The organism is Teichococcus coralli (assembly GCF_009829925.1).
Lineage (GTDB): Bacteria > Pseudomonadota > Alphaproteobacteria > Acetobacterales > Acetobacteraceae > Pseudoroseomonas > Pseudoroseomonas coralli.
This window is the reverse complement of the sequence record NZ_SNVJ01000012.1, coordinates 37,517-53,586: the sequence shown is the minus strand read 5'-3', so window position 1 is coordinate 53,586 and position 16,070 is coordinate 37,517. Positions and strand designations below refer to the sequence as shown.

At 71.8% G+C, this 16,070-nt stretch carries 14 protein-coding genes; 6 read left to right on the top strand and 8 right to left on the bottom strand.

All coding sequences use genetic code 11. From position 1 onward, the window contains the following. Window positions 1-97: 97 nt before the first annotated feature. The 3 genes from E0493_RS14345 (at window position 98) to E0493_RS14335 (ending at window position 2,368) form a co-directional block, all read left to right on the top strand. The gene (locus E0493_RS14345) at window positions 98-961 is read left to right on the top strand and encodes an alpha/beta fold hydrolase (RefSeq protein WP_160937748.1); all 864 of its coding nucleotides are present in this window, start codon (window positions 98-100) and stop codon (window positions 959-961) included. A gap of 280 nt (window positions 962-1,241) precedes the next feature. Further along, a complete protein-coding gene (gene aqpZ, locus E0493_RS14340) occupies window positions 1,242-2,018 on the top strand; it encodes an aquaporin Z (RefSeq protein ID WP_235913787.1) in 777 nt (258 codons plus the stop codon). 104 nt (window positions 2,019-2,122) lie between these two features. Then, on the top strand, window positions 2,123-2,368 hold the full coding sequence (locus E0493_RS14335; RefSeq protein WP_160937744.1) for a hypothetical protein: 246 nt from the start codon (window positions 2,123-2,125) through the stop codon (window positions 2,366-2,368). A gap of 15 nt (window positions 2,369-2,383) precedes the next feature. On the opposite strand, the gene E0493_RS14330 is transcribed toward E0493_RS14335, so the two are convergent. Then, entirely contained in the window at window positions 2,384-5,524 is a 3,141-nt protein-coding gene (locus E0493_RS14330; protein ID WP_160937743.1) for an efflux RND transporter permease subunit, read from the bottom strand. 10 nt (window positions 5,525-5,534) lie between these two features. Next, window positions 5,535-6,698, bottom strand: a complete 1,164-nt coding sequence (locus E0493_RS14325) for an efflux RND transporter periplasmic adaptor subunit (RefSeq protein WP_160937742.1) — start codon at window positions 6,696-6,698, stop codon at window positions 5,535-5,537. A 103-nt stretch (window positions 6,699-6,801) separates the two neighbouring features. Between E0493_RS14325 and E0493_RS14320 the strand changes: the two genes are divergently transcribed. Continuing rightward, window positions 6,802-7,440, top strand: coding sequence for a TetR/AcrR family transcriptional regulator (locus E0493_RS14320; RefSeq protein ID WP_160937741.1), 639 nt, complete (start codon window positions 6,802-6,804; stop codon window positions 7,438-7,440). A gap of 193 nt (window positions 7,441-7,633) precedes the next feature. On the opposite strand, the gene mtgA is transcribed toward E0493_RS14320, so the two are convergent. The 6 genes from mtgA to E0493_RS14290 all read right to left on the bottom strand — a co-directional run bounded on the left by mtgA (window position 7,634) and on the right by E0493_RS14290 (window position 13,742). Continuing rightward, window positions 7,634-8,308, bottom strand: coding sequence for a monofunctional biosynthetic peptidoglycan transglycosylase (gene mtgA / locus E0493_RS14315; protein ID WP_160937740.1), 675 nt, complete (start codon window positions 8,306-8,308; stop codon window positions 7,634-7,636). Beyond that, the gene (locus E0493_RS14310; protein ID WP_160937739.1) at window positions 8,308-8,940 is read right to left on the bottom strand and encodes a thermonuclease family protein; all 633 of its coding nucleotides are present in this window, start codon (window positions 8,938-8,940) and stop codon (window positions 8,308-8,310) included. The genes mtgA and E0493_RS14310 overlap by 1 nt, the downstream gene beginning before the upstream one ends. A gap of 69 nt (window positions 8,941-9,009) precedes the next feature. Next, window positions 9,010-9,924 carry a YihY/virulence factor BrkB family protein gene (locus tag E0493_RS14305; RefSeq protein WP_160937738.1) on the bottom strand — a complete coding sequence of 305 codons (915 nt, stop codon included), beginning with the start codon at window positions 9,922-9,924 and terminating at the stop codon, window positions 9,010-9,012. Further along, complete coding sequence (locus E0493_RS14300; protein WP_160937736.1) at window positions 9,869-12,169, bottom strand: mechanosensitive ion channel domain-containing protein; 2,301 nt, start codon at window positions 12,167-12,169, stop codon at window positions 9,869-9,871. The genes E0493_RS14305 and E0493_RS14300 overlap by 56 nt, the downstream gene beginning before the upstream one ends. A 239-nt stretch (window positions 12,170-12,408) precedes the next feature. Continuing rightward, a complete protein-coding gene (locus E0493_RS14295; RefSeq protein ID WP_160937734.1) occupies window positions 12,409-13,347 on the bottom strand; it encodes an SAM-dependent methyltransferase in 939 nt (312 codons plus the stop codon). Further along, on the bottom strand, window positions 13,344-13,742 hold the full coding sequence (locus tag E0493_RS14290; protein ID WP_160937732.1) for a DUF423 domain-containing protein: 399 nt from the start codon (window positions 13,740-13,742) through the stop codon (window positions 13,344-13,346). Before E0493_RS14290 ends, E0493_RS14295 begins: the two co-directional genes overlap by 4 nt. Before the next feature lie 373 nt (window positions 13,743-14,115). Here E0493_RS14290 and E0493_RS14285 point away from each other — a divergent pair, with 373 nt between their 5' ends. Further along, complete coding sequence (locus tag E0493_RS14285; RefSeq protein ID WP_160937731.1) at window positions 14,116-15,228, top strand: extracellular solute-binding protein; 1,113 nt, start codon at window positions 14,116-14,118, stop codon at window positions 15,226-15,228. A gap of 4 nt (window positions 15,229-15,232) precedes the next feature. Further along, window positions 15,233-16,066, top strand: coding sequence for an ABC transporter permease (locus tag E0493_RS14280; RefSeq protein ID WP_160937729.1), 834 nt, complete (start codon window positions 15,233-15,235; stop codon window positions 16,064-16,066). Window positions 16,067-16,070 lie beyond the last annotated feature (4 nt).

Below are 16,070 nucleotides of genomic sequence, written 5' to 3'. Positions count from 1 at the left end.
CATCGCCAAGCACGAACCGCGCCAATCCTGGCGCGGCGCCTCGACAGGCGTCATGGAAGCCCGCAAGCTGCCCGCCGGCAACCACGGAGGGCGCCCGATGACCAGCCTGCCCACGCAACCCCTGGCCATGCCCGGCGGCAGCGTGCCGCGCCAGCGCGGCTATCTCCAGCGGCCGGACTGCCGCATCTACTACGAGGTGACGGGCGAAGGGCCGGCGCTGGTCTTCGGCCATGGGCTGGGTGGGAACCACCTCTCCTGGTGGCAGCAGGTCGGCCATTTCGCCGGCAGCCATCGCTGCGTCACCTTCAGCCATCGCGGCTTCGCGCCCTCCGACACGCCGCCGGGCGGGCCGGACCCGGCCGCCTATGCCGAGGACCTCGCCGCGCTGATCGCGCATCTCGGGCTGGAGAAGCCGGTCTTCGTCGGGCAGTCGATGGGTGGCTGGACGGGCATCGGATTCGCCCTCGCCCATCCCGGCGCCTTGCGCGGCCTGGTGCTCTCGGCCACCTCCGGCCCGATCGACCCGCGCCGCTCCGGCGCGGCCGCCGCCGAAGCCCTTGCCCGCTGGTCGGAGGAGACCGCCTCGCGCAAGGCGCCGGGCGTGCACCCCGCCATGGGCGCGCGCGGCGCGGCGGAGCAGCCGGCGCTGCACTTCCTCTACCGCGCCATCGACGAGATGAGCGTGGAGCTGGACAAGGAGCGCCTGCGGAAGCGGCTCTACGAGGCCCGCACCCGCCCGGCCAGCGACCTCGCGGCCATCGAGACCCCCACCCTCTGGATCACCGGGGCGGAGGATGTGGTCTTCGCCTCCCCCACCGTGCCGCATCTGATGGCGGCGATGCCCCGTGCCCGGCATGTCGAGATCGAACGCGCCGGCCATTCCACCTATTTCGAGCGGCCGGCCGCGTTCAACGCCGCGCTGGAGGACTTCCTGCGCGAGCTGGGCGACAGGTCCGCCTGAAGCGAAGCCTGCTCTCGGGCTGGTCGACGGAAGCGGGGCCGGGGGCGCGAGCTTCCCCAGCCCTCCTTGATCTTCGGGCGGCCTTCGCTTCCGCCCATGGCGACGGCGCTCCTCGCCTCCCCCTTCAGGAGGGGGCTGGATTGAATTGCCTTCGCTCCCCACACTCCCGCGGGGCGGCCGCGCACGCACATGCACGCGAGCGTCAGGATTCTGCGCAGTATTTTCGTTTCGATTTCGGCTCATATGAACGCGGGCAAAATTCCTGGGGAAGGCGTTGTTCATGTCCCGCAAACTCGTGGCCGAGTTCTTCGGTACCCTGTGGCTTGTTCTGGGCGGTTGCGGCGCGGCCGTGCTGGCCGCCAAGTTTCCTGAGGTCGGCATCGGCCTGGTCGGCGTCAGCCTGGCTTTCGGCCTCACGGTGCTGAGCATGGCCTATGCGGTCGGCCATATCTCGGGCGCGCATTTCAACCCCGCCGTCACGCTCGGCATCGTCGCTGCCGGACGGCTCGATCGGGCCACGGCCGGCGGCTACATCCTCGCCCAGGTGCTGGGCGGCGCGGTCGGCGCGGGGTTGCTTTACCTCATCGCCTCCGGCCGCGGCGACTTCTCCACCGCCACCGGCTTCGCCGCCAACGGCTTCGGCGAGCACTCGCCCGGCGGCTATTCCCTGACCGCCAGCTTCCTGACCGAGTTCGTGATGACCTTCTTCTTCCTGCTGGTCATCCTCGGCGTCACCACCAAGCGGGCGCCGGCCGGCTTCGCGCCGCTCGCCATCGGCCTGTGCCTGACGCTGATCCACCTGATCAGCATCCCCATCACCAACACCAGCGTGAACCCGGCGCGCAGCACCGCCCCGGCGCTGTTCGTCGGCGGCTGGGCACTGGCGCAACTCTGGATGTTCTGGATCGCGCCGATCGCCGGGGCGGTCGCGGCGGGGCTCCTGCATTCCTGGCTCGGCGCCGTGGACGAGACGGCCGAGCGCGAGGAAGCCCGGCGTGCCGCCGCGGCCGAGCAGGGCGAGTCGCTGGCGCCCGCCACCGCCCGCCCGCCGCGCTGAGGCAGCCCGCTCTCCCGCGCCGGATGCCGGCGGCAGCCATGGGGAGGTGCGCACAACCTTCCATCCCTATTGCAACCGCTGATGGATCGTGGCGTAAAGGAAAGGTGCTTTACATCGCTCCCTTCATCCTTCTGCAGTGCCTGGGCGCCTTGGTCGCCTGGGCGCTGATCGCCCGCCGCGGGATCAGCGGCGCCATCCTGGCCGAGGCCGGCGCCGTCTGGCTGGCGCCCCTGCTCGTCGCCGGCGCCTTCGGTCTCACGGCCGATACGGTGGTCCGCATCGCCTCCTGCGGCATTGTCTTCAACCTGGTCAACTGGCTCTGGCAGGGCCTGCCGCAGCGTTCCGAATAGGCCGGGCGGGCGGCCTCACCGCTCCAGCGCCGGCTGCGTCCGCGCCGCGCCGCCACGCCGCAGCAGCCGGGCAAAGAACCGCCCGACATCGTCCACTACCGTATAGACCACCGGCACCACCACCAGGCTGAGCAGGGTGGAGGTGATCAGCCCGCCGATCACCACCAGCGCCATCGGCGCGCGGAACTCGGCATCGGCGCCGACGCCGGCTGCGATGTGCACCATGCCCGCCGTCATCGCCACGGTGGTCATGACGATCGGCCGCGCCCGCTTGCGCGCCGCCTCCACCAGCGCCGCGCCGCGCGCGAGGCCGCCGCGCCGCGCCTCGATGGCGTATTCCACCAGCAGGATCGAGTTCTTGGCGACGATGCCCATCAGCATCAGCACGCCGATCACCGCCGAGACGCCGAGCGCCTTCTGCGCCAGCAAGAGCGCCATCAGCGCGCCGCCGAGCGAGAGCGGCAGGGCGGACATGATGGTCAGCGGCTGCAGGAAGCCGCCGAACAGCAGCACCAGCACCAGGTAGATCAGCAGCACGCCGGCGCCGAGCGCCAGCACGAAGCCGCTGAACAGCTCGTTCATCACCTCGGTGTCGCCGGTCTCGCGCTCGTGCACGCCGGGCGGCAGGTTGCGCATGATCGGCAGCGCCTCGATCAGCCTGGTCGCCTCGCCGAGCGGCATGCCGTTCAGCTCCGCCTCCACGGTAGCCTTGCGCACGCGGTCCAGCCGGTCGATCTGCGCCGGGCCGGCGCCATGGCGGATCTCCGCCACCGCGTCGAGCGGCACCGGCAGGTCGGCCCGGCCGGCGACGCGCAGGGCCCGCAGCGTGTCGAGGTCGTTGCGCGCGCCCTCCTCCAGCATGACGCGGATCGGGATCTGCCGGTCCGGCAGGTTGAAGCGCGCCAGGTTCTGCTCGATGTCGCCGATGGTGGCGATTCGCGCCGTCTGGCCAATGGCCGCGGCGGAGATCCCCAGCTCGGCGGCGCGCTCCTCGCGCGGGACGATCTGCAGCTCCGGCCGCTCCAGGCTGGCGGTGGAGCGGGCGCCGGAAAGCGCGGGAATGCCGCGCATCTGCTGCTCCAGCGCGCGGGCGGCGGCGGCGAGCTGCGCCGCATCATCCCCGACCAGGGTCACGCTGGCCTTGGAGCCGCTCATGCCGTCCGCGCCGAAGCGCACGCGCATGCCGGGAATGGCTTCCAGCGCCGGCCGCACGGCGGCCTCGAACTGCTGCTGGTTCAGCGCCCGCTCGCCGCGCGGCTTCAGGGTGATCATCAGGTTGGCGTTGCGCGGGTCGCCCTGCGCCGTGGTGCTGCCCATGCCCGGCCCGCCCACCACGCTGGAGGTGCCGAGCGAGGCAAAGACCGATTCCACCTCCGGCCGCGCCTTCAGGATGGCGGTGGCGCGGCGCACCGCCGCATCCGTCTCGGCCAGCGTCGAGCCCGGCGGCAGTTCCATCGCCAGCGCCGAGCGGCCCCGGTCGGCGGCGGGGATGAAGTCGGAGGGGATCAGCGGCACCAGCGCCAGGGAAAGGGCGAAGAAGCCGGTGGCGGCACCCAGCGTGATCCAGCGGTGGCCCAGGCACCAGTGCAGCAGCGCCAGGTAGCGCCGGCCCACGGCGCCGTCCCCCACCTCCTCCGACCGGGCCTGCTTGCGGGGCTTCAGCAGGTAGGCGCCCATCAGCGGCGTCAGCAGCCGCGCCACCAGCAGCGAGAAGGTGACGGCCGCCGCCACGGTCAGGCCGAACTGCCGGAAGAACTGGCCGGGAATGCCGGGCATGAAGCTCACCGGCACGAAGACGGCCAGGATGGCGCCGGTGGTCGCCATGACGGCCAGGCCGATCTCCGCCGAGGCTTCCAGCGCCGCCCGGTAGGCGCCCCGCTGCGGGCGGGACTGCAGGTGGCGGACGATGTTCTCGATCTCGACGATGGCGTCGTCCACCAGCACGCCGACCACCAGCGTCAGCCCGAGCAGGGTGATGTTGCTGAGCGCGTAGCCCAGCCATTGCAGCACCAGGAAGGTCGGGATCAGCGAGAGCGGCATGGCGACGCAGGCCACCAGCGTCGCCCGCCAGTCGCGCAGGAAGATCCAGACCACCAGCACCGCCAGGCCCGAGCCGACCAGCAGCGCGTCGATCGCCGCGTGGTAGCCGGCCTCGACAAAGGCCACGGTGGAGGTCACGCGGCGGATTTCGGTGCCGGGATGCGCCGCCTCCAGCGCCGCCACGCGGGCCGCCACCTGCTCGGCCACCTTCACCTCGGAGGAGCCGCGCGTGCGCATCACCTCGAAGGCCACCACCGGCTCGCCGTCGAGCCGCGCGGCGGTGCGGATCTCGGCGGTCGAGTCGGTCACCTCGGCGAGGTCGCCGAGCCGCGCGGTGCGGCCGCCGGGCAGGATGATCGGCCGCGCGCGCAGCGCCTCCACCGTGGGGGCGGAGCCGAGGGTGCGGATGCTCTGCTCGCTCGCGCCCAGCGTGCCGCGGCCGCCCGGCAGGTTGAGGTTGGCCGAGCGGAGCTGCTCGTTCACCTGCACGGCGGTGATGCCGAGCGCGCGCAGCCGCTCCGGCCGCAGCGCCACGCGGATCTCCCGCTCCACTCCGCCGACGCGGTTCACCTGCGCCACTCCGGGCACCGAGAGCAGCGACTTGGCCACGGTGTCGGTGACGAACCAGGAGAGCTGCTCGGTGGAGAGCCCAGGCGACGCCACGGTGTAGGTGAGCACCGCCCCGCCCGTCACCTCGATGCGGCTGATCACCGGGTCGCGGATCGAGGCCGGCAGGTCGGCGCGGATCTGCGACACCTTGTCGCGCACGTCGTTGGTGGCGCGGTCCACGTCCTTGCCGAGGTTGAACTCGACGACGGTGGTGGAGGTGCCGTCCTGCACGATGGAGGTGATGTGCTTGACGTCCCCGAGGCCGGCCACGGCGTCCTCGACGCGGCGGGTCACCTGGGTTTCCAGTTCCGAGGGGGCGGCGCCGGGCTGCGCCACCGTCACCACCACCGCCGGCAGGTCGATGTCGGGCGTGTTGTTGATGCGCAGCATGGGGAAGGCGACCAGCCCGCCCAGCGTCAGCAGCAGGAACAGCACCATCGTGGGGATGGGGTTGCGGATCGCCCAGCCGGAGATGTTCCAGCCGGCGTCGTCGCGGGTCTCGGCCATGGCGTCCTCCTCAGCGCGGCGCGGCGACGCGCACGCGGTCGCCGGCGGACAGGAAGCCGGCGCCGGTCGCCACCACCCGCTCGCCGGCGGCGAGGCCTTCGGTCACTTCCACCATCCCATCGCGCCGCATGCCGGTGGCGATGGCGCGCGGTGCGACCTGCTCGGCGCCCTCCGGCAACACGAACACGGTTGGCCGGCCATCCCGGAACACCACGGCCTCCTGCGGCACCGTCAGGGCGGGGGCGGGCTCCGGCAGGATCTCGGCGCGGGCGAACATGCCGGGCCGCAGGCCGGAACCGGGCGGCAGCGCCACATGCACCACGCCGAGCCGCGTCTCGCCCGCCACCACCGGCGCCAGGGCGCGCACCGTGCCCATGATCTCGCGCTCGCCATGGCGCACCCGCACCGCCTGCCCCGGCCGCACGGAAGCGAAGTCCAGCTCGGGCACGCGGGCATCCAGTTCCAGCCGCCCGTCGCGCAGCAGGCGCACCAGCTCCTGTCCGGGCTGCACCACCGCGCCGGGCAGCACGGCGCGGCGCAGCACCGTGCCGCCGGCGGGGGCGAGGATGCGGGTCTGGGCAAGCCGGGCCTGCGCTTCCTGGAGCTGGGCGCGGGTGGCCCGGAGGCGCGCCTCGGCCTGCCGGGCGGCGGCCTGGCGCTGCTCCAGCACCTGCTGCGCCACGTTCTCGCTGCGCGAAAGCTGGCTCGCGCGGCGCAGGTCGGCCTGCGCGATGCCGAGCGCCGCCTCCGCCTCGGCCACCGCCGCCTCCGTCTGGGCCACCAGGGCGGCCGGCACCGCGTCGTCCAGCGCGACCAGGAGCTGCCCCTCGGCGACGCGGTCCCCTTCCTCCACCGGAACGGCCTGCACGCGCAGCCCGCCCGCCTCGGCGCCGATCACCAGCTCCTGCCAGGGCACCACCGAGCCGTCGCCGATCACCGGCCGCGCCAGGTCCCGCGGCCGGGCAGGCGCAAGGGTCACGGTGAGCGCCGGCGGCGGCTCCTGCGGCACGGCGGCGCCCGGAGGCGCCTCGGCACGGTGCAGCAGCCGTGGGGCCGCCAGCCCGCCCAGGGCGGCGATCAGCAGCAGGCCGAGCAGCGGCGGCAGCCAACGGCGCCGCCGGCGCGTCAGGCCATGCGGCGCGGCAATCTGGGCGGGAGGGTTGTGGTCCGGCATATCTTGTCCTGTGCGCGGCGCCTGCTTATTGACCATACGGTCAGTAAGTCCGTCTTATCTGGCAGAACCGGCGGCAAGATCAAGGACTCGGTCTGGAAAACGAATGAACGCAGGTTCCGATGCCCCGCAGGCACGCCGTCGGCTCCCGCCCGAAGCCCGGACCCCGCAGATCCTGCGCGCCGCGCTGGAAGAATTTGCCGAGCGCGGCTATGCCGGCGCCCGCATGGCAGCGGTGGCCAGCCGCGCCGGCATCGCCAAGGGGCTGATCTACCACTACTTCCCCTCCAAGGAGGCGCTGTTCCAGGCCACCGTGCACGCCTGCACACGGCCCGTCTTCGAGGAGGCGGAGCGGCAGCTCGCCGGCCATGCCGGCCCGGCGCGGGACCTGCTCGGCAGCTTGGTGCGCATAGGCTATGCCCGCATCGGCGCCGACCGGCAGGAGCGCATCCTGTTTCGCCTGATCATCACCGAGGCCGAGCGCTTCCCCGACCTGGCCCGGTTCTACCGCGACGAAATGCTGGCCCGCGCCACCGGCATCGCCCGCGCCGTGCTGCGCGCCGGCGTCGCCGCGGGCGAGTTCCGCCCGGAGGTGGCGGACATGCCGGGCCTGGCGGAGGTGGTTCTGGCGCCGGTGCTGATGGCCTCGGTCTGGCGGATGATCCTGGGCGAGACGGAGGCGCCGGCCCCCGAGTCGCTGCGCGACGCGCATTTGGACCTGCTGCTGCGTGGGCTGAGCGCGTGAAGGCCCGAGAAGGACAGCGCGTCGCCAAGCTGCGGGCGGAACAAGGCGGGGGGAGTGAACGCCGCCGAACCCCCTCCTTCGTCTGTCAGGCTTCCGCTTGTTCCGGCGAGTGCCAGGACGGCCCCCTGCCAGGGCGCGGTTGAAGCGGGCAGAAACAAGACAGGGGTCTCGGGGGCGTTCATCCGCTCCGGCCTTATTCCGTGCAGTCCAGCAACGGGCCGAGTTGCCCCACACGCCGCCGGATCAGTGCGGCGCGCTCCCGCACAAAGGGCCCGGGGTCGCCGGCCGACCATTCGCGCGGGTTGGGCAGCACCACCGCCAGCCGCGCCGCCTCGGTGGCGCTGAGGCGCGCCGCCGGGCGCTGGAAGAAGGCCCGGGAGGCCGCCTCGGCGCCATAGATGCCCGGGCCGAACTCGACGATGTTGAGATAGACTTCCAGCACCCGCCGCTTCGGCCAGAGCAGGGCGACCTGCGGCGTCAGCCAGGCTTCCAGCACCTTGCGGAGGGGGTCGCGCCCCGGCCAGAGAAAAAGGTTCTTCGCCACCTGCATGGTGAGCGTGCTGGCGCCACGTGGCCGCTCGCCGGCCAGCGCCGCCTCGATCTGCCCCCGCAGCGCCGGGAAATCGAAGCCCAGTGCCTGCCGGCAGAAGGTGTTGTCCTCCGAGGCGATGATCGCCTGCGGCAAGGCGGGCGCGATGCGGTCATAGGCCACCCAGTCCTTGCTCAGCCCATGGCCCTGGGCGCCGCGCAGCAGCATCAGCGGCGTGACCGGCGGCGGCACGAAGCGGAACAGCAGGATGAGCAGCGGCGGCCCAAGCAGCAGCAGCAGCGCGGCGCGCCGGAGCCAGCCTCGCCACCGTCCCCCCATCAGCGGCCGCAGGCGCCGGCGCGGTCGCGGTGCGACCAGGGATAGGTGAAGCGCCCGGCCCAGGCACCCGCCTTCGCCGCCTTGGCCTCCGCCTCCGCCGCGGCATAGCGGCCCTTGGAATAGCGCGGGCAGTCGAAGGCGAGGCCCAATCGCACCATGGCCTCGTTGAGGTCGCGCACCCCGCCTCCGGGCTCCGGCACGGTGCAGACCGCCACCGTGCGGCCATGCGTCAGCGTGCCGTCGGGAGTGCAGGTCACCTCGCTGCCGCCGATCAGCGCCGCCAGCTCGTCCCGCGCCTCCGTGCCGCAGGCGGATCGGCCGGCGCCGGTGCGGCTGCACTGCTGGTCATGTTCCAGCGCATCAATGCCCTGCATGCGCACGCGGATGCCGTTCAGCTCGAAGGTGTCGCCGTCGATGACCCGCGGGTGGCCGGAGAAGGGCTGCCCTTTGGCCGGCGCCGGCCCGCCGCCGGAACGGCGTTGCGGCTCCTGCAGGCTCTGCACCACGTCCCAGGCGGCGCGGCCGACGCGAAGCAGGTCCCGCTCGCTGACCTGCGCGGCCCCGAACAGGCCGATGATCGCGGCGGCGAGCGCGAGCCAGGGCGCGCGGGAGCGGCGGCCGCGCTTCTTCATCGGACGGGCAAGGGAGGAAACAGCCTCATGACAGCATGACCTACCTCTCCCAGGCCGCCAGGAGAAGGGTCAGCTGGCGGGCGGCAGGCCGATGGGCGGCCGTTCCGGGCCCTCCTCGGATAATGCGTCGCCCGTCTTGTGCGCGGCCCAGGCCTCGGCGTCCCGGCGCATGGCATAGGCCTTGGTGAACTCCGCGCCGAGCAGGAAGATCTGCGCCGAGTAATAGATCCAGAGCAGCACGATCACCGCCGAGCCGGCCGCGCCATAGGTGGAGCCGATGGCGGTGCTGCCGAGATAGAGGCCGATCAGCGCCTTCCCCAGGTTGAATAGAAGGGTGGTGACCAGCGCTCCCACCAGCACGTCCCGCCATTCCAGCTCGCGGTCGGGCAGCACCTTGTAGATGGCGGCGAACAGCACGGCGATCAGCGCGAAGGAGAGCACCGCGTTGATCAGCCTGGCCAGCACGGCGATGCCCGGCAGGCTGTTGTGCAGCATGTCGCTGAGCGCGGTGAGCGCGGCGCTCACCACCAGCGAGACCAGCAGCAGGAAGCCCAGCGTCGCCACCAGCCCCAGGCTGGCGGCGCGGGCGCGGAGCAGGCGGGACACGGTGCTGCCCCGCAGCTCCACCCGCCAGATCATGTTCAGGCTGGCCTGGATCTCGCCGAACACGCCGCTGGCGGTGACCAGCAGGGTGACGATGCCGAAGACGCTGGCCACCATGCCGGAGGTGGGGTTGGAGGCGCTGACGATGATGCTCTGCACCAGTTGCGCCCCGGCGCGCCCCATCAGGCCGGCGAGCTGCGAGACGATGGCGCCGCGCGCCGCCTCCTCGCCGAAGGCCAGGCCCGCGATGGCGACGGCGATGATCAGCACCGGCGCCAGCGAGGTGACGGTGTAGAAGGCGATCGCCGCGCCGCGGCTCAGCGCCTCATCCTCGATGAAGCCGAGCACGGTCTGGCGGATCAGCCACCACGCCTTCTGCATCGTCGTCCGCCGCTGGTTTCTCTTCGGAAGCGGAACGCAAGCTGCGCGGTGACGGTTGCGCCAGGGCGGGGCGCGGCGTCTCGTCGATGACGCGCACCGGCGGCGCCTTTCCCTGCTTGTCCTCGCCCATGTAGAGCGTGAGATGCGGGAAGGGGATCTCGATGCCGCGCGCGTCGAAGACCTCCTTGATGATCTCGTTGTAGGCGCGGCCGACGCCCCAGTGCTTGCCGGCCAGGGTCTTGATCCGCGCCCGCACCATCACCGCCGAGTCGGCGAACTGGGTGACGCCCTGCATGTCCAGCCCGCCGATGATGGAGGCGCCATGCTCGGTCTGCTGCAGCCGCTCGAAGGCTTCCTGCATCGCCGCCTTCACCTCCGGAACGCTCTCCCGGTAGGCGACGCCCATCTCGGCCACATGGAAGGCGAAGTCCTTTGTCATGTTCGACACGGTGCTGACCGAGGAGAAGGGCACCACATGCAGCGTGCCGTTCAGGTCGCGCAGCGAAAGGGAGCGGATGGTCAGCTTCTCCACCACGCCGGAAATGCCGCCGGCGGTGACGACGTCGCCCTCGTTCATCGCGTTCTCGATCTGGATGAAGGCGCCGGTGATGATGTCCTGCACCAGCTTCTGGGCGCCGAAGCCGATCGCCAGGCCGACCACGCCGGCGCCGGCCAGCAGCGGCCCGATGTTCACGCCGAGCTGGCTGAGCGCCAGCATCGAGATCAGCACCAGCAGCGTCAGCGTGGCGGCGTTGCGGAACAGCGCCAGCAGGGTTCGCTCGCGCGGCGTCGGCACCGTGCCGTAGTTGGGGTTGAGCCGGTACTCCACCCAGGAGGAGAGCGCGAGATGCGCCACCATGCCGGCCAGCACGATCACCGCGGCGGAGATCAGGGCGCCGGCGAAGCGCTGCCCGATGGGGGTGGCCAGCCAGCCCAGCACGTCGAACAGCGCCCAGGCCTGCATCAGCCCGAGCAGCACCACCCCCAGCACGATGCCGCGCAGCACGCGGAGAATGGCGGGGATGAAGGTGTTGAGCCGGCGCTGCAGCAGCGGCAGGCGCTCGGTCACCGCCTCCGGCAGGCTGATGCCGCCGGAGAACAGGTGCCGCAGCAGGTGCATCAGCATCGCGCCCAGCGCCACCACCAGCAGCGAATAGAGGGTGGCCAGCAGGATGAAGCCGAGCGCCTCGCGCGGGTTGGTCACCCAGGCGACGAACAGCGTCACCAGGTAGAGCATGGCGAGCAGGTGCCAGACATGCCCGAAGGCGACCCAGACACTGCCGAGCAGGCGGATGCCGCGACGGTGCCGCTGCGCCGCGATCCAGCGCCGCCCGGCATTGCGGTGCCGCAGCAGCGCGAAGATGCCCATGCCCAGCGCCAGCAGCATGACCAGGAAGCGGAGCGACCGCGCCGCCGCCCAGGAGGCGTTGGCGTTGAGCAGCGGCGCCAGCAGCATGAAGGTGTAGCCGATGATCGAGGTGGCGCGGCTGAGCCAGAAGAACCAGGCGCGCGCGCCCTCATCGCCCAGCGGCAGCGGCCGCAACGCCCGCAGGCGCGGCCGGAACAGCATGCGGATGGGCACCTTGATGCCCTCCACCGCCAGAAAGGCGTTGAGCAGCAGGGTCTGGTGCACGGCGATGACGCCGGTGACGCCGTAGGTGAGCGCGAACAGGTAGCCGCCCCCCCAGGCCAGCAGCACGGTCGCCGCCTCGATCAGCAGGGCGACCGGCTGCAGGGCCAGCCGGAACAGCCTGCTCCGCCCCTGCGCCCGGCGGCCGAGCGCGTTGAGCAGCGGCGCCGCCAGCGCCCGCAGCAGGGCGAAGAGGCCGCCCACCACCAGGACCAGCAGAAGAATCCGGAAGGTTCCGCTCCACAGCACGTCCCGGTCCGCCTGGGCCGCCTCGCCGGCAAGCTGGAGGAGGCCACGCCCCACCTCCGTCACCCGCCGCAGCATGGCGCCCCCCTGCTCGACGATACCCTGGCTGTATTCGGCAAGCTGCCGCGCCACCGTGGGCTCGGTTTCCGGCGGCAGTGTCGCGGCGTCGGCGGCCTTGACCCCTTCCGCCGCGCGCAGCCGGGCGATCAGGGCGGCGCGGGCGGTGTCGTCCTCCAGCACCCGCACCAGCTCCTGCAGCGAGGCCTCGGTCGGCGGCGTCGCGGCAGGCGCCGCCGGAACCGGGGCCTGGGCCTGTGCTGGGCTGAGACTCAGCCAGAGGCTGAGCAGGGCAAGCAGGAGGAAGCGCATCGGGCGGGATTGTCTCCGTGAATGAAGTTGGCGCCCGGCAGCATAGAAGGGGGTGGCGCACAGACCAAATCCTGGCAGCCACGCCCCGCGCCGAGCATCCAGCGGATAAAAACAGCGGGAGGAAAGAAGTTCCTCCGCAGTTCGTCTCATCCTCTAGTCAGAGCCGCCACAGGCGACGGTGGCAGGACCGTCAGCATTCCCCCTCGCCATTGCTCCCGTGCGGCGATGGAGGGGGAATGCTATCCCGCAAGCACGCCTGAGGCACTCTGTTCTCTCAGCAGGCAGAACATCAGCTCGTGCTTGTTGTGCGCGCCATGGAACAGTTGGGCGCCGGGAATGGCGGCGAAGGCGGCGGCGGTCTCGTGGTCGGTCTCGCCCTGGAACTTCAGGGTGCAGACGAAGTTCCGCGCCCTGCCCGCCTCCATCCAGCGCCGCACCAGCGCCAGCAGGCGGGAGGGGTAGCAGATGATGTCGCTGAACAGCCAGTCCACGGCCGCCTGCTTCTCCGGCTCCAGGCCGAAGGCGCTCTCGGTGCGGATGGCGACGTTCGGCAGGGCCGCCACGGCGGGGTCCATCGCCGCCTTGTCCACCGCCACCACCTGGCAGCCGAGTTGCGCCAGCGCCCAGCTCCAGCCGCCCGGCGCGGCGCCGAGGTCGAGCGCCACCTCCCCGGGTCCCGGCCAGCGGCCGATGCGGGTCAGGGCCTCCCAAAGCTTGAGGTAGGCGCGGGAGGGTGGCCCCTCGCGATCCTCCGCGAAGCGGACGGCGCCATGCAGGAAAGGGCTGGTCTTGCTGGGCGAGGCCAGCAGCCGGTCCGGCGCCAGCAGGGTCCAGGCGCCGAGATGGCCGGTCGGCGCCGGCTCCGGGAACGGCAGCGCCCGCGCCTTCAGCGGCGGCAGCGCCGCCTCGATCAGCGCCGCGCGGCGGTGATGCGCCATCGCCTCCAGCGACCAGTTGCGCTGGATCGCCCGCAATGCCCCTGCCGCAGCTTTGATCGAGGGCGCCGGGATCTCGCGCGGGTCGGTCCAGGTGTCGAGCGCCCAGGCGCAGGGCACCGGTGGCGCCTCGCTGAGCGCCAGCCGCCCGTGCCACCGCGCCACCGCCACGCCGGCGCGGCGCAACTCCTCCTCCACCTCCGGCTCGAAGCCTTCGGCGGCCAGGTAGGCGCTGCGGATCATGGCGTGCCGGGCCCTGCCGGGCGGCGCAGCCCGGCGATGGCCAGCAGCAGCCACCCCAGCATCAGCAGCGTGCCGCCGACCGGCGCGATGCCGGGCGAGGCCCCCGCCAGCACCCGCCACCAGATGGCGCCGCAGAAGCCCAGCATGCCCAGCACGAAGCAGCCGCCCGCCCAGTGCACCAGCCGGCCGGCGCGGCGCTCGGCCAGCAGGCCGGTGGCCAGCAACGCCAGGGCGTGCCAGCCCTGCATGGTCAGCGCGCTCTGCACCATCGTCGCCTCCACCGGGCCCAGCCGCGGCGCCAGGCCATGCGCGGCCCAGGCGGCGAGCGCCACCGCCAGCAGGCCGGAGAGGCCACCGATGAAGAGCCAGAGGCGGGCAAGAGGGTTCCCGGACATGCCGGGAGGCTTAGTCCAGCGGCATCGCTTCGGCCAGAGGCGCCGGTTCGGAATGGCGCGTCCTTTCCGGCGGCAAGCGATGGAACCGGGGGAGAAGGAATTCTCCCCCGGACCCCCTCTTCTTTCTTTTCTGTCAGTCTGGTGCGCAGGTGGGGCGGGCATCCGCCCGGGCTGCGACAACCCCGGCGACTGTTGGCGCGCGGATCATCGGCTGCGCCACCGCCTCGGGCGGGACCGCAAACTGACAGAAAAAAGGCGGGGGTCCGGGAGAGTTCCCTCCCCCGGCCTTTCTTCCCTCCCCTGGCACGGCTCGTGCTTGGCATCGGGCCTGACCGCGCCGCAGCGGCGCGCAGCCAGAGGGGGCCAGGTGCGTATGACACAGACCTTCCAGCAGGATTGCGTCGAGCTTCTGCAACAGCAGCACCAGCGCGGGCGGATCAGCCGCCGGGCCATGCTCTGGGGTCTTGCGGCGCTGGGCGCGGCGCCGGCGCTGCGCCGGCCCGCCGCCGCCGCGCAGGGAAAGCAGGAGCTCGTGCTGGTGAACTGGGGCGGCATCGCCATGAAGGGCTTCGACGAAGCCTATGGCAAGCCGTTCATGGCCGAGAACCCCGGCTGGACGGTGGTGCAGGACAGCAGCGGCCCCTCCGCCGGCCGCATCCGCTCCATGGTGGAGAGCGGCCACGTCACCTGGGACCTCTGCGACAGCTCCGCCGCCTCCGCCACCCTGCTGAGCGGCATGAACCTGCTGACGCCGGTGGACTACGGCGTGGTCAGGAAGGAGAACGTGATCGGCCCCGCCTTCGCGGTGGAATACGGCGCGGCGCCCTACTCCTTCTCCAACGTGCTGGCCTATGACAGCAGCAAGTTCCCGACGCCGCCCACCGGCTGGAAGGACTTCTTCGACCTCAAGCGCTTCCCCGGCACGCGGCTGATCCGGCGGGACGCGCGCACCTCGCTCGACATCGCCACCGTCTCGCTCGGCGCCGACCCCAAGGCGATGTATCCGCTCGATGTCGGCAAGGCGCTGAAGCGCATCGGCGACATCAAGGGCAACGCCGTGTACTGGAACAACGGCTCGGAATCCGAGCAGTACTTGCGCACCGGCGAGGCAGTGATGGGCTGCATCTGGCACACCCGCGCCAGCGTGCTGGAGCGCGAGACGCAAGGCCGCATCAAGTTCATCTGGGATCAGGGCATGCTGCAGGCCGGCATCATGGTCATCCCGAAGAACAATCCGGGCGGTGCCGCGGCGCAGCGGCTGCTGGCCTCCATGCTCGCGCATCCCGAGCCGCAGGTCGCCCTGCTGAAGCTAATGGGCAACGGCCCGACCAACCCGCGCGCCGCGGAGATGGTGCCGCCGGAGCTGCGCCGCCTGAACCCGACCGATCCGGCCAACGTGGCCAAGCAGTTCTACCTGGACGAGACCTGGTGGGGGAAGAACTACCAGGACGCCAACGCCGAGTACCTCGACTTCATCACCGGCTGAGCGGATGCGGCGCGAACTCGGATGGTGGGGCCTGATCCTGCCGGCCTTCCTGCTGATGACGCTGGTCTATCTGGTGCCGATCGGCCAGGTGCTGGTGATCAGCGTCACCGAGCCGCGCCTGGGGCTGGAGAACTACGAGCGCCTCTTCACCAGCGGCAGCGTGCAGAGCGTCATCCTCACCACGCTGCGCATCGGCGGCCTGACCACGCTGATCGCACTGCTGCTGGGCTATGCGCTGGCCTACAAGGTGACGATGTCGCCGCCGCACAGGCGCCGCTGGTGGCTGCTGGCCGTGCTGGTGCCGCTCTGGATCAGCGTTCTCGTGCGCGCCTTCGCCTGGGTCACGCTGCTGCGGCGCGAGGGGCTGGTGAACGAGGCGCTGCTGGCCGGCGGGCTGATCGACGCGCCGCTGCGCATGGTGTGGAACGAGTTCGGCATCGTCGTCGGCATGGTGCACTACATGGTGCCCTATGCCGTGCTGCCGATGCTGGCCAGCATGGGCGATGTGGATCCGCGCCTGCTGGCCGCCGCGCGCGGCCTGGGCGCCGGCCGCACCGAGAGCTTCCTGCGCGTCTTCCTGCCGCTCTCCCTGCCCGGCGTCATCGCGGCGGGCGTGCTGGTCTTCATCTTCTCGCTCGGCTTCTACATCACCCCCGCCCTGCTCGGCGGCGGCCGCACGCTGATGGCGGCGGAATGGATCAAGCTGCAGATCACCGACCTGCTGCGCTGGGGCCTCGGCGCCATGCTGGCCACGGTGCTGGTGGTCGCCATCCTCGCCACGCTGGCGCTGTTCTCGCGCGTGGTGGACCTGCGCCGCCTCTTCGGCGCGGGGAGCTGAGCCG

Excerpts from the sequence above, each read along its gene's own strand:
- E0493_RS14285 (WP_160937731.1), top strand. The coding sequence starts at position 14,116 with ATGACACAGACCTTCCAGCAGGATTGCGTCGAGCTTCTGCAACAGCAG.
- E0493_RS14345 (WP_160937748.1), top strand. The coding sequence starts at position 98 with ATGACCAGCCTGCCCACGCAACCCCTGGCCATGCCCGGCGGCAGCGTG.
- E0493_RS14290 (WP_160937732.1), bottom strand. The coding sequence starts at position 13,742 with ATGTCCGGGAACCCTCTTGCCCGCCTCTGGCTCTTCATCGGTGGCCTC.
- mtgA (WP_160937740.1), bottom strand. The coding sequence starts at position 8,308 with ATGGGGGGACGGTGGCGAGGCTGGCTCCGGCGCGCCGCGCTGCTGCTG.
- E0493_RS14310 (WP_160937739.1), bottom strand. The coding sequence starts at position 8,940 with ATGAAGAAGCGCGGCCGCCGCTCCCGCGCGCCCTGGCTCGCGCTCGCC.
- E0493_RS14325 (WP_160937742.1), bottom strand. The coding sequence starts at position 6,698 with ATGCCGGACCACAACCCTCCCGCCCAGATTGCCGCGCCGCATGGCCTG.
- E0493_RS14305 (WP_160937738.1), bottom strand. The coding sequence starts at position 9,924 with ATGCAGAAGGCGTGGTGGCTGATCCGCCAGACCGTGCTCGGCTTCATC.
- E0493_RS14280 (WP_160937729.1), top strand. The coding sequence starts at position 15,233 with ATGCGGCGCGAACTCGGATGGTGGGGCCTGATCCTGCCGGCCTTCCTG.
- E0493_RS14320 (WP_160937741.1), top strand. The coding sequence starts at position 6,802 with ATGAACGCAGGTTCCGATGCCCCGCAGGCACGCCGTCGGCTCCCGCCC.
- E0493_RS14295 (WP_160937734.1), bottom strand. The coding sequence starts at position 13,347 with ATGATCCGCAGCGCCTACCTGGCCGCCGAAGGCTTCGAGCCGGAGGTG.
- aqpZ (WP_235913787.1), top strand. The coding sequence starts at position 1,242 with ATGTCCCGCAAACTCGTGGCCGAGTTCTTCGGTACCCTGTGGCTTGTT.
- E0493_RS14300 (WP_160937736.1), bottom strand. The coding sequence starts at position 12,169 with ATGCGCTTCCTCCTGCTTGCCCTGCTCAGCCTCTGGCTGAGTCTCAGC.
- E0493_RS14330 (WP_160937743.1), bottom strand. The coding sequence starts at position 5,524 with ATGGCCGAGACCCGCGACGACGCCGGCTGGAACATCTCCGGCTGGGCG.